The organism is Enterobacter sp. BNK-29 (assembly GCF_048684785.1).
Lineage (GTDB): Bacteria > Pseudomonadota > Gammaproteobacteria > Enterobacterales > Enterobacteriaceae > Enterobacter > Enterobacter cloacae_M.
On sequence record NZ_JBLQTU010000001.1, the window covers coordinates 1545197 to 1557602 of the forward strand.

12 protein-coding genes are annotated in these 12406 nt (G+C 55.0%); 7 read left to right on the plus strand and 5 right to left on the minus strand.

The genetic code is table 11. The features are described from left to right. Nucleotides 1-2: 2 nt before the first annotated feature. From lptB to npr, 6 genes are all read left to right on the plus strand, one after another. A complete protein-coding gene (lptB, locus tag ACMGGX_RS07360) occupies nucleotides 3-728 on the plus strand; it encodes an LPS export ABC transporter ATP-binding protein (protein WP_023309359.1) in 726 nt (241 codons plus the stop codon). A gap of 47 nt (nucleotides 729-775) precedes the next feature. Next, nucleotides 776-2209 (plus strand): RNA polymerase factor sigma-54, encoded by a 1434-nt coding sequence (gene rpoN / locus ACMGGX_RS07365; protein ID WP_023309360.1) that lies wholly within the window; start codon nucleotides 776-778, stop codon nucleotides 2207-2209. Between the two features lie 22 nt (nucleotides 2210-2231). After that, complete coding sequence (gene hpf / locus ACMGGX_RS07370) at nucleotides 2232-2519, plus strand: ribosome hibernation promoting factor (protein ID WP_008501444.1); 288 nt, start codon at nucleotides 2232-2234, stop codon at nucleotides 2517-2519. 82 nt (nucleotides 2520-2601) lie between these two features. Then, nucleotides 2602-3093 carry a PTS IIA-like nitrogen regulatory protein PtsN gene (gene ptsN / locus ACMGGX_RS07375; RefSeq protein ID WP_008501443.1) on the plus strand — a complete coding sequence of 164 codons (492 nt, stop codon included), beginning with the start codon at nucleotides 2602-2604 and terminating at the stop codon, nucleotides 3091-3093. A gap of 45 nt (nucleotides 3094-3138) precedes the next feature. Continuing rightward, a complete protein-coding gene (rapZ, locus tag ACMGGX_RS07380; RefSeq protein WP_014885397.1) occupies nucleotides 3139-3993 on the plus strand; it encodes an RNase adapter RapZ in 855 nt (284 codons plus the stop codon). Further along, entirely contained in the window at nucleotides 3990-4262 is a 273-nt protein-coding gene (gene npr / locus ACMGGX_RS07385) for a PTS phosphocarrier protein NPr (RefSeq protein WP_003861872.1), read from the plus strand. The genes rapZ and npr overlap by 4 nt, the downstream gene beginning before the upstream one ends. 39 nt (nucleotides 4263-4301) lie before the next feature. Here the strand turns inward: npr and mtgA are convergent, their stop codons facing one another. From mtgA to lptF, 5 genes are all read right to left on the minus strand, one after another. Beyond that, complete coding sequence (mtgA, locus tag ACMGGX_RS07390) at nucleotides 4302-5027, minus strand: monofunctional biosynthetic peptidoglycan transglycosylase (protein ID WP_045355397.1); 726 nt, start codon at nucleotides 5025-5027, stop codon at nucleotides 4302-4304. Next, a complete protein-coding gene (gene elbB / locus ACMGGX_RS07395) occupies nucleotides 5024-5677 on the minus strand; it encodes an isoprenoid biosynthesis glyoxalase ElbB (RefSeq protein WP_348561891.1) in 654 nt (217 codons plus the stop codon). The genes mtgA and elbB overlap by 4 nt, the downstream gene beginning before the upstream one ends. A 232-nt stretch (nucleotides 5678-5909) precedes the next feature. Beyond that, nucleotides 5910-8243, minus strand: a complete 2334-nt coding sequence (arcB, locus tag ACMGGX_RS07400; protein WP_063442167.1) for an aerobic respiration two-component sensor histidine kinase ArcB — start codon at nucleotides 8241-8243, stop codon at nucleotides 5910-5912. A gap of 135 nt (nucleotides 8244-8378) precedes the next feature. Beyond that, complete coding sequence (gene lptG / locus ACMGGX_RS07405; protein WP_023309364.1) at nucleotides 8379-9461, minus strand: LPS export ABC transporter permease LptG; 1083 nt, start codon at nucleotides 9459-9461, stop codon at nucleotides 8379-8381. Continuing rightward, nucleotides 9461-10561, minus strand: a complete 1101-nt coding sequence (gene lptF, locus ACMGGX_RS07410; RefSeq protein ID WP_024906345.1) for an LPS export ABC transporter permease LptF — start codon at nucleotides 10559-10561, stop codon at nucleotides 9461-9463. Before lptF ends, lptG begins: the two co-directional genes overlap by 1 nt. A 266-nt stretch (nucleotides 10562-10827) precedes the next feature. On the opposite strand from lptF, the gene pepA reads away from it, so the two are divergent. Then, entirely contained in the window at nucleotides 10828-12339 is a 1512-nt protein-coding gene (pepA, locus tag ACMGGX_RS07415) for a leucyl aminopeptidase (RefSeq protein WP_023309366.1), read from the plus strand. Nucleotides 12340-12406: the final 67 nt, after the last annotated feature.

A 12406-nucleotide genomic window follows, 5' to 3' on the forward strand; every position in this document is an offset into this window, starting at 1 on the left:
TTATGGCAACATTAACTGCAAAAAATCTCGCGAAGGCCTACAAGGGCCGCCGTGTCGTAGAAGATGTCAGTCTGACCGTCAACTCCGGCGAAATTGTAGGGCTGCTTGGCCCTAACGGTGCGGGTAAAACCACCACCTTCTACATGGTCGTTGGCATTGTGCCACGCGATGCCGGCAACATTATCATTGACGATGAAGACATCAGCCTTCTGCCGCTGCACGCGCGCGCGCGTCGCGGGATCGGCTACCTGCCGCAGGAAGCCTCCATTTTCCGTCGTCTCAGCGTTTACGATAACCTGATGGCGGTCCTGCAAATTCGTAACGATCTGACCAGCGAACAGCGTCAGGATCGTGCCAACGAGCTGATGGAAGAGTTCCACATTGAGCATCTTCGCGACAGCCTCGGTCAGGCACTCTCCGGGGGTGAACGCCGTCGCGTTGAGATTGCGCGTGCGCTGGCTGCAAACCCGAAATTTATCCTTCTGGATGAACCGTTTGCCGGCGTTGACCCGATCTCGGTTATCGACATTAAACGCATCATTGAACACCTGCGTGACAGCGGGCTTGGCGTACTGATCACCGACCACAACGTCCGTGAAACGCTGGCCGTGTGTGAACGCGCGTATATAGTGAGCCAGGGCAATCTGATCGCCCACGGTACGCCGCAGCAGATCCTCGAAGACGATCATGTTAAGCGCGTCTATCTTGGGGAAGACTTCAGACTCTGATAGGGTAGAGGTAACGTAACGCCGAACCGGAGAAAAATGCTCTGAACATGAAGCAAGGTTTGCAATTAAGGCTCAGCCAACAACTGGCAATGACGCCGCAGCTACAGCAGGCAATTCGCCTGTTGCAGCTGTCCACGTTAGAACTTCAGCAGGAGCTCCAGCAGGCGCTGGACAGCAACCCCCTGCTGGAACAAACCGATCTTCATGACGAGGTAGATACTCAGCAGTCACAGGATACAGAAGCGCTCGACACCGCGGATGCACTCGAACAAAAAGAGATGCCCGACGAGCTACCGCTGGATGCCAGCTGGGATGAAATCTACACCGCCGGAACCCCTTCCGGTACGCGTGCAGACTACCAGGATGATGAGCTACCGGTCTACCAGGGAGAGACCACCCAGTCGCTGCAGGATTACCTGATGTGGCAGGTGGAACTCACCCCCTTCTCCGATACCGACCGCGCGATTGCCACCTCAATTGTCGATGCCGTTGACGACACCGGCTATTTGACCGTCACGCTGGACGATATTCTGGAAAGCATGGGCGACGACGAGATTGAGCTTGAGGAAGTCGAAGCCGTTCTGAAGCGCATCCAGCGTTTCGATCCGGTAGGCGTGGCCGCAAAAGATCTGCGCGACTGTCTGCTGATCCAGCTTTCTCAGTTCAGCAAAGAGACGCCATGGATCGACGAGGCGCGCTTAATCATCAGCGATCATCTGGATCTGTTGGCCAACCACGATTTCCGCTCCCTGATGCGCGTCACGCGCCTGAAGGAAGAGGTGCTGAAAGAAGCGGTAAATCTGATCCAGTCGCTCGATCCGCGCCCGGGACAGTCGATCCAGACCAGCGAGCCCGAGTACGTCATCCCGGACGTGCTGGTCAGAAAACACAACGACCGCTGGGTCGTTGAACTGAATTCAGACAGCATCCCTCGCCTGCAAATCAACCAGCAGTATGCCTCCATGTGCACCAGCGCGCGTAACGACTCCGACAATCAATATATTCGCAGCAATCTTCAGGAAGCGCGATGGCTGATCAAAAGTCTGGAGAGCCGAAATGATACGCTGCTACGCGTCAGCCGCTGTATTGTCGAACAGCAGCAGGCGTTCTTTGAGCAGGGCGAAGAGTATATGAAACCGATGGTACTGGCGGATATCGCCCAGGCCGTCGAGATGCATGAATCAACCATTTCCCGTGTCACCACGCAGAAGTATCTGCACAGTCCACGCGGTATTTTTGAGCTTAAGTATTTCTTCTCCAGCCATGTAAATACCGAGGGCGGCGGCGAAGCGTCGTCAACGGCCATTCGTGCCCTGGTGAAGAAGTTGATCGCCGCGGAGAATCCCGCGAAGCCACTAAGCGACAGTAAGTTAACCACCATGCTGTCCGATCAGGGTATTATGGTGGCACGTCGTACTGTTGCGAAGTATCGAGAGTCTTTATCCATTCCGCCGTCCAACCAGCGTAAACAGCTGGTCTGACACAACCGATAAGGAAGACACTATGCAGCTCAACATCACTGGACAAAACGTCGAAATTACTGAGGCTTTACGCGACTTCGTGAACGCGAAGTTTGCAAAACTCGAGCAGTATTTCGAAAGGATCAATCAGGTCTATATTGTGTTGAAAGTGGAGAAAGTGACTCATATCTCGGATGCCACCCTGCATGTTAACGGGGGTGAACTGCATGCCAGTGCGGAAGGGCAAGACATGTACGCTGCTATCGACGGCTTGATTGATAAGCTTGCACGACAGCTCAATAAACATAAAGATAAACTGAAACAACACTAATTGTCCGGGCAGTTAACGGGTGCAGGACGGCCTGTTGTGAAACACAACAGGCCATTTGTACAGTTAGCGCTTAGGTGAAATTATGATGAACAACGATTCCGCTCTTCAACTGAGCAATGTCCTTAACCAGGAATGTACCCGCAGTGCGGTTCACTGCCAGAGCAAAAAACGTGCGCTGGAGATCATCAGTGAACTGGCTGCAAAACAGCTGGGCCTGCCGCCACAGGTGGTATTCGAAGCGATTCTGACCCGTGAAAAAATGGGCAGTACCGGTATCGGCAACGGCATCGCGATCCCGCACGGCAAACTGGAAGAGGATACCCTGCGTGCCGTGGGTGTGTTTGTGCAGCTTGAAACACCCATCGCCTTCGATGCCATTGATAACCAGCCCGTCGATCTCCTCTTCGCGCTGCTGGTGCCTGCCGACCAGACGAAAACCCATCTGCATACGCTGTCGCTGGTCGCAAAACGTCTGGCCGATAAAACCATTTGCCGTCGACTGCGCTCGGCCCAAAGTGATGAAGAGCTCTATCAAATTATCACTGAAGCAGAAGGCAATCAGGATGATGCATAACCAGGAGATGGCCTTCACATCTGTTGTCCTGAGGAGAAACGGAACATGGTGCTGATGATTGTCAGTGGCCGTTCAGGGTCGGGGAAATCCGTTGCTCTGCGCGCGCTGGAAGACATGGGTTTTTACTGCGTCGATAACCTGCCGGTCGTGTTATTGCCCGACCTGGCCCGCACGCTGGCGGAGAGACAAACCTCTGCCGCCGTCAGTATCGACGTTCGCAACATGCCTGAATCGCCAGAGATCTTCGAACAGGCCATGAGCAACCTGCCTGACGCGTTCTCGCCTCAGCTGCTGTTCCTTGATGCAGACCGCAATACGCTGATCCGCCGCTACAGCGATACCCGTCGCTTGCACCCGCTATCCAGCAAGAACCTCTCTCTGGAGAGCGCTATCGATGAAGAGAGCGACCTGCTGGAACCGCTGCGTTCTCGTGCCGACCTGATTGTCGACACCTCTGAGATGTCCGTTCACGAGCTGGCGGAAATGCTGCGTACCCGGCTGTTGGGTAAACGCGAGCGTGAACTGACGATGGTGTTCGAATCCTTCGGCTTTAAGCACGGTATTCCGATTGATGCGGATTACGTTTTCGACGTGCGCTTCCTGCCGAACCCGCACTGGGATCCGAAGCTGCGTCCAATGACCGGTCTGGATAAGCCGGTGGCGGCGTTCCTCGACCGGCACACAGAAGTACACAATTTTATCTACCAGACGCGAAGCTACCTTGAGCTATGGTTACCTATGCTGGAGACAAACAATCGTAGCTACCTGACGGTGGCGATTGGCTGTACCGGCGGTAAACATCGTTCGGTTTATATCGCCGAACAGCTGGCCGACTATTTCCGCTCGCGCGGGAAGAACGTTCAGTCCCGTCATCGCACGCTGGAAAAACGTAAAACATGACCGTAAAACAAACAGTTGAGATCACCAATAAGCTGGGTATGCATGCACGCCCGGCGATGAAGCTGTTCGAGCTGATGCAGGGTTTCGATGCCGAGGTTCTGCTGCGGAATGACGAAGGTACCGAAGCGGAGGCGAACAGCGTGATTGCGCTGCTGATGCTGGATTCCGCCAAAGGGCGCCAGATTGAGGTTGAAGCCACCGGTCCTCAGGAAGAGGAAGCGCTGGCGGCGGTGATTGCCCTGTTTAACGCAGGGTTCGACGAAGATTAAGGTCTGCTATTCAGGCGGGTAGCGCTGCGCTTACCCGCTCTACATAAGATTATTACGCTGCATAAACCCCTCTCCACCCAGCTGATTCATCTGGCGCATAATCCACGCCTGACGGCTTCGCACGTACCCTGATGGGGCACTAGCCTTAAAGCGGATAGGGTTCGGTAACACAGCGGCCAATAGCGCCGCTTCTGACATGCTCAGACGGCTGGCTGGCTTATTGAAATACCGCTGTGCGGCAGCTTCGACGCCAAATATGCCGTCGCCAAACTCAGCGACGTTGAGATAGACGGTCAGAATGCGTTTTTTACTCCAGACCGTTTCCATCCCCAGGGTCAACCCCGCTTCCAGCCCTTTTCGCACCCAGCTTCGACCGTCCCACAGAAACAGGTTTTTGGCCGTCTGCTGCGACAAGGTTGACGCACCGCGCACGCGGTTTTCATGGCGTTCGTTATGGGCTAGCGCTTTCTCAATGGCCGCAACGTCGAATCCCCAGTGCTCCGGGAATTTCTGGTCCTCCGCCGCGATGACTGCCAGCCCCATGAACGGAGAGATCTCGTCCATGCTCACCCAGTCAGAGTGGGCAACGTAACCGAAATCGCCGCTGAACCACGCGCTAAGCTGGCGCTCAACCATAACGGCAGAGAACGGAACCGGCATAATGCTGAATAAAGCCAGCCCGCCTCCCCAGAATACCGCCAGCACAAGTACGATGCGCAAGAGAAAACGTTTCACCCCTGCGCCTGCGGCAAATTTACGCCTCATTCAGTCAGCACCAGCACGCGAGCCACCAGCTTTTCAATACCTGAGACCGCCTCAGCGATATTATTCGCCAGCATATACGCCGGGGTGGTGACAATTTTGTTATCTACATCAACCACAATGTCATCAACCGGGCACGGAACGTGTTCGCCCCCCATTTCCTCGACGATCTCTGCGGTATCAATATCCGTCCCGATAGTCAGACGCAGCGGGAAATCAAAAATCCTGGGCAGCATTACCGGCGCGATGCAGATAAAGCCCAGCGGTTTACCTGCCGCATGCATGGCCTGCGACAGTGCTTTAAGATGAGGATCGATCTGACACTCCGCGCCCTGCCCAGCAAAGGTACTGAGATTTTTGGCCGCGCCAAACCCACCCGGCACAATGAGCGCATCAAGCTCTGTCGGGTCTGCCTGAATAAGAGGATGGATATCACCTCGCGCAATACGCGCGGCTTCAATCAGTACATTACGAGTCTCTGCCATCGGCTCGCCGGTCAGATGATTAATCACATCTGCCTGATTTTTGTCTGGCGCAAAACAAATAACCTCTGCTCCCTGCTTAGCCAGGGCCAGCAGCGTGATTACGGCTTCATGTATTTCAGAACCATCGTAAACACCGCATCCGCTCAGCACGACACCAATCTTTTTCATCATGACAATCCTTTTCTGCAACTTGCTGAAGCACATTAATAATTTTGATTAAAACGCTATGCTTCACACATTTCACTGATTCATGTAACAAACCATTTAAGATTTGCTATCTTATCTGCGTGCGGCCTAAATTTTTCAGGCAGCGCCCTTTCGAAAATAACTTTATAAAACAGGCGCAGCCACGATTTCCCTGGTGTTGGCGCAGTATTCGCGCACCCCGGTTAAGCCGGGGTCATTTTTTTCTGGCGTCGACCCAGGCTTTAAGCACCGCCACATCGTTTTGCCACTCTTGTTTCATCTCTTCAACCCAATCACCCACGTTATCTTCCCATGCAGGTAAATCAGGCGACTGAATCTGTTGACCCAGCTGCTGCAGATGGCGTAAGCCAACCGAGCCGGCGGCACCTTTGATTTTATGTCCTTCTTCGACGATGCCCTTCTGGTCCCGGGCGGTCAGGTTTGATTCCAGCACGCTCAGATAGCCCGGCATCATTTTTTCGAACACCGCCAGACCATCGGTAATCAGTTTCGGGCCGACCAGATCGATGTACTGCTCCAGCATCGCGGTATCGAGTATCGTTTGGGCTTTTGCGCTATCAACAGACGTCATGGTGCTCTCCTCTTCATCACGGGTATCCCAGAACTTCTTAATCATGGCGGTCAGAGCAGGCACCGCCAGCGGCTTGCTGAGTACATCGTCCATACCGGCATCGAGATACTCTTTTTTATCTTTCAGCACGTTCGCCGTCAGCGCCACCAGCGGCGGCAGTTCGTCGGCCGCGTACTGACGCGTCAGCTCACGCGAAATATCCAGCCCGGTCATATCCGGCAGCTGAATATCCAGCAGAACAAGATCGTATTCGCCCGGTTTAAACATCTCCAGCGCGGCCTTACCGGTCATCGCGACATCCACGCTGTTGCCCAGTTTTTCCAGCACCGATCGCGCCACAATCACGTTCAGCTCAATATCTTCCACCAGCAGGACGTGCAGCGCGGGCAGCGGCATGTCGTCGTTTTCAAAGGTGTCTTCAACCTCTTCCGCCACCGCCGGCGCATGGACCGTCAGCGTGAAGGTTGACCCTTTACCCGGCTGGCTGGCAACGGTGATATCGCCACCCATACTCTTCGCCAGCCGTTTAGAGACCGCCAGGCCAATGCCCGTTCCGGTAGCCGGTTTCCCGCCGTTGCTGTCCTTCACCTGGTAGTACATGGCGAAAATTTTGTCCTGCTCCTCCTGCGGAATACCTATCCCGGAGTCCTCCACCTCGAAGTGCAGCATGTCGCCTTCGTCATAGCGGATGCGCACCGCCACCTGCCCCTTCTGGGTAAATTTCACCGCGTTGCTGATAAGGTTCCACAGGATCTGGCGCAGACGCGTGCCGTCAGTCACCACTTTATGCGGCAGCGGCAGGGTTGGCTCCATGACAAAACTCAGTCCCTTCTGCTGTGCCTGCAGGCCGGACAGGTTTTCGAGGTCGGCAAGGAAGCTGGTGAAATCCACAGGCTGATTATCAAGCTGAACTTTACGGCGCTCCATCTTATCCATATCAATAATATCGTTGAAGATATTACCCAGCGTGACCGCTGAGACATGGATAGTCTTGAGGTATTTCTCCTGCTCTGCGGTCAGGTCGGTATCAAGCAGAATACGGCTCAGCCCGACAATGCCATTAAGCGGCGTACGCAGCTCGTGGCTGATAGTGGAGATAAAGGTAGTCTTGTCGCGGCTGGCGCGCTCCAGAGCGTCCTGGTAGCGCTTACGCTCGGTGATATCGCGGCCAAAGCCCATCAGGCCGTGGCGTTTCCCCACGCGGTCATAGTAGGGCACCTTACGGATCTCAAAACAGGCTTTGCGTCCGTCCGGGTAATCCAGCCACTGTTCATAGGTCAGCGAGACGTTATGGCGGAATACTTTTTCGTCCGTCTCCATGACCTTGGCCGCCGCTTCTTCAGAGTAAACGTCCTGCGGCTTCAGGTTAATCAGCTGCTTCTCGCTTTTCCCGGTGAGCAACTCCATCGCCCGGTTACAGCCGGAAAACTCTTTATCTTCATTACGGTAAAACACCAGATCCGGCGAAGCATCGAGGAACGACCGCAGGAAAGAAGATTGCTGCTCAAGCTGGATCTGCGTGACCTCGCGCTCTTTCATTTCGATTTTCAGCTGCTCCAGCGTGGCCTGACGCTCGGCTTCCGCCTTCTCACGATCTGAAATCTCCTGATTCAGCTGCGCAATGTTGTCTTTAAGCTGGACGTTGAGCTTCAGGTCGCGCTCGCGCATCTCTTCCAGTTTATCGACCAGTTTTGATAGACGCTGACGGGACTCTTCCAGCTGTTCAACCACCACGGAAAGGAAATAGACCGCCCAGGGAGTAATGAGCAAGCCAAAGAAGATGGAGCGGATAACGTCGATACTCTCGACCTGACCATGCAGAACCATAGTGACGGCCATTTGCACGACAATGGCCAGAACGACCAGCGCCAGCGCAAGCAGCATGGAGAAACGCACCAGCCCAAGCTTCATCATCAGGTCGACGTAATACTGGGCAAGCATTCGAATTTGCTTCATAGAGGATCCCTTCACGACTTTATCGCTCAATAATACTCAAATTCAGGGCGAGGCGTTGAAGGTTGTGAGAAAAAGTGCCGGGTGAAACAGGAGATTAGCCTCGCTCCCGGTTAACCGGAAGCGAGGAGAGGTCGATCAGGAGCGTTTCAACAGCAGCCAGAGGCTGATCAGGAGGAAACTTGCGCTTGGCAGCAGCGCACCGATTATCGGCGGAATGCCATAAACCAGCGTCAGCGGACCGAAGATCTGATCGAGCACGTAGAACACAAAGCCGAAGCTGATACCGGTCACTACGCGCACGCCCATCGGCACGCTGCGTAACGGACCGAAGATAAACGACAGCGCCATCAGCATCATCACCGCCACGGACATCGGCTGGAAGATCTTGCTCCACATGTTGAGCTGATAACGTCCCGCATCCTGCCCGCTCGACTTCAGGTATTTCACATAGTTGTGCAAACCGCTGATGGAGAGCGCGTCAGGGTCCAGCGCAACAACACCGAGCTTATCGGGCGTCAGGTTGGTCTTCCACGTACCGGTTACAGTCTGAGAACCGGCGATCTGTTTCGGATCGGTCAGGTCAGACTCATCGACCTGGGACAAACGCCACAGTTTATGTTCGGCGTCAAATTTCGCCGAAGAGGCGTGGCGGACTGACTCCAGACGGCGCTGGTCATCGAAAGCATAGATGCTCACCCCACCCAGTTCATCATTCCCCTTCACCCGTTCGATATAGACGAAATTTTTACCGTCTTTCGCCCATAAACCTTGTTGGGTCGAGAGCAGCGAGCCGCCGTACATGGCCTGCGCACGGTAGTTACGCGCCATCTGTTCGCCCTGCGGCGCGACCCACTCGCCAATCGCCATGGTCAACAGCACCAGTGGGATCGCAGTTTTCATGACCGACAGCGCAACCTGCATGCGGGTAAAGCCCGAGGCCTGCATAACAACCAGTTCGCTGCGCTGCGCCAGCATTCCCAGCCCCAGCAGCGCGCCCAGCAGGGCCGCCATCGGGAAGAAGATCTGCACATCTTTCGGCACGCTGAGCAGGGTATACATCCCCGCGCCCATCGCGTCATAGCTCCCCTGCCCGGCTTTTTTCAGCTGATCGACAAATTTGATAATGCCGGAGAGCGACACCAGCATGAACAACGTCATCATGATGGTGGTAAAAATGGTTTTACCGATATAGCGATCAAGAACGCCAAACGCCTGCATTAGATGGCTCCTTTACGCGAGAATCGGGCACGTATGCGGCGCACAGGCACCGTATCCCACAGGTTTAATCCCAGCGCCAGTAAGATGTACAGGCTGTTGACGAACCATGTCCAGACCATAGGGTCCAGCTTACCCTTCGCGCCGTTAGAACGAATCGAGGTTTGCAGCAGGAAATAGATCAGGTAAAGCAGCATCGCCGGCAGCATAGAAAGCACGCGTCCCTGGCGCGGGTTCACCACGCTCAGCGGAACGACAATCAGCGCCATCATAAACACGGTGAATACAAGGGTAATACGCCAGTGGAACTCAGCACGCGCTCTGTCGGTATCGGTATTCCACAGGGTACGCATGTCCATTTGCTCGGTATCCGTTGGATCGAGCGCCACCGCCTGGTGGCCGATAATGGCCTGATAGTTCTGGAAATCCGTAATACGGAAGTCGCGCAGCATCGCGGTGCCTTCGAAACGGGTGCCTTTGTTCAGCGTCACGATCTGAGAACCATCTTTGCGCTGAGCAAGCTGACCGGAGTCTGCAACCACCACGGAAGGACGCGCGTTACCTTTGGGACGTAACTGCGCCAGGAATACGTCGTTGAATTTACTGCCGTCAACGCTCTCAATAAACAGCACGGAGTTGCCGTCGGTCGCCTGCTGGAACTGACCCTGAGCTAAGGCTGCCATGCCGGGGTTGGCTTTCGCTTCGGCCAGCACTTCGTCCTGATGACGGGAAGACATGGGACCCGCCCACATCACATTCACCGCCGCGACAATACCCGTGAACAGCGCCAGTATCATGGCCGCTTTCACCAGTACCGCTTTGCTCAGGCCACAGGCATGCATCACCGTGATTTCACTCTCGGTGTAGAGTTTCCCAAGCGTCATGAGCAGGCCAAGGAAAAGACTTAGCGGCAGGATGAGCTGCGCCATTTCAGGGATCCCTAAACCAAGCAGGGAAAGCACCAGATTAGTTGGAATTTCGCCGTCAACGGCCGCACCGAGGATCTTAACCAGCTTCTGACAGAAAAAAATCAGCAGCAGGATGAAGAGGATCGCCAGTTGGCTTTTGAGCGTCTCCCGCACCAGATATCTTATGATTATCACTTTAAATACGCCCGTAAAAACCCGTCTCTTTGCTGGAAAATCGCTTGTTTCATGGCTTAAACGTCATTTATTCTCTTGAGTCGTCGAAATCATCGCTAAGATTAAAACATCCGGCGGATTCACGCTTCAGGACTTTTTCTGACGTGTCGAAACCGTAGTAACGTAAGATTAACACGAAGTCACCACAACAGCGGACATGAGTTACGAAAGGTTTCAATTCTATCCGTAGCTGCCGCCGTTGTCTTTAAGATTCAGGAGCGTAGTGCATGGAGTTCAGTGTAAAAAGCGGTAGCCCGGAGAAACAGCGGAGTGCCTGCATCGTTGTGGGCGTCTTTGAACCACGCCGACTCTCCCCGATCGCCGAGCAACTCGATAAAATCAGTGACGGCTATATTAGCGCCCTGCTGCGCCGTGGCGAACTGGAAGGCAAACCTGGGCAGACGCTGTTACTGCACCATGTTCCGAACGTACTGTCAGAACGTATTCTGCTGATTGGCTGCGGCAAAGAACGCGAGCTGGATGAACGTCAGTATAAGCAGGTGATTCAGAAAACAATCAATACGCTGAATGATACCGGCTCAATGGAAGCCGTCTGCTTCCTGACGGAACTGCACGTTAAAGGACGTAACACCTACTGGAAAGTGCGTCAGGCGGTTGAAACGGCAAAAGAGAGCCTGTACAGCTTCGATCAGTTGAAGACCAATAAAAGCGAGCCGCGTCGTCCGCTGCGTAAAATGGTCTTTAACGTGCCAACCCGTCGCGAGCTGACCAGCGGCGAACGCGCGATCCAGCACGGTCTGGCGATCGCAGCCGGCATTAAAGCGGCCAAAGATCTCGGCAACATGCCGCCTAACATCTGTAACGCGGCGTACCTGGCCTCTCAGGCGCGTCAGCTGGCCGACGCCTACAGCAAAAACGTCATTACCCGCGTCATCGGCGAACAGCAGATGAAAGAGCTGGGGATGCACTCTTACCTGGCGGTCGGTAACGGCTCGCAGAACGAATCCCTGATGTCCGTCATCGAGTACAAAGGCAATCCGTCCGAAGACGCGCGCCCGATTGTGCTCGTCGGTAAAGGCCTGACCTTCGACTCCGGCGGTATCTCCATCAAGCCTGCCGAAGGCATGGATGAGATGAAGTACGACATGTGCGGTGCGGCGGCGGTTTACGGCGTGATGCGCATGGTTGCGGAACTGCAGTTGCCTATCAACGTGATTGGCGTTCTGGCGGGCTGCGAAAACATGCCTGGTGGGCGCGCCTATCGTCCGGGTGACGTTCTGACCACCATGTCCGGCCAGACCGTTGAAGTGTTGAACACCGACGCCGAAGGCCGTCTGGTACTCTGTGACGTGCTGACCTACGTTGAGCGCTTCGAGCCGGAAGCGGTGATTGACGTCGCCACCCTCACCGGTGCCTGCGTGATTGCGCTGGGCCACCACATCACCGGCCTGATGTCGAACCACAATCCGCTGGCGCATGAGCTTATTGGTGCCTCAGAGCAGGCCGGAGACCGCGCATGGCGTCTGCCGCTGGGTGACGAGTATCAGGATCAGCTGGAGTCTAACTTTGCGGATATGGCGAACATTGGCGGACGTCCTGGCGGTGCGATCACCGCGGGCTGCTTCCTGGCACGCTTCACCCGCAAGTACAACTGGGCGCACCTGGATATCGCGGGCACCGCATGGCGCTCCGGTAAAGCCAAAGGCGCAACCGGTCGTCCAGTGGCGCTGCTGTCGCAGTTCCTGCTGAACCGCGCAGGTTTTAACGGCGACGAGTGATGTAAAACGCCGGGTGGCGGCTTCGCCTTACCCGGCCTACAGCGTCACTCAACCGTAGGCCGGGTAA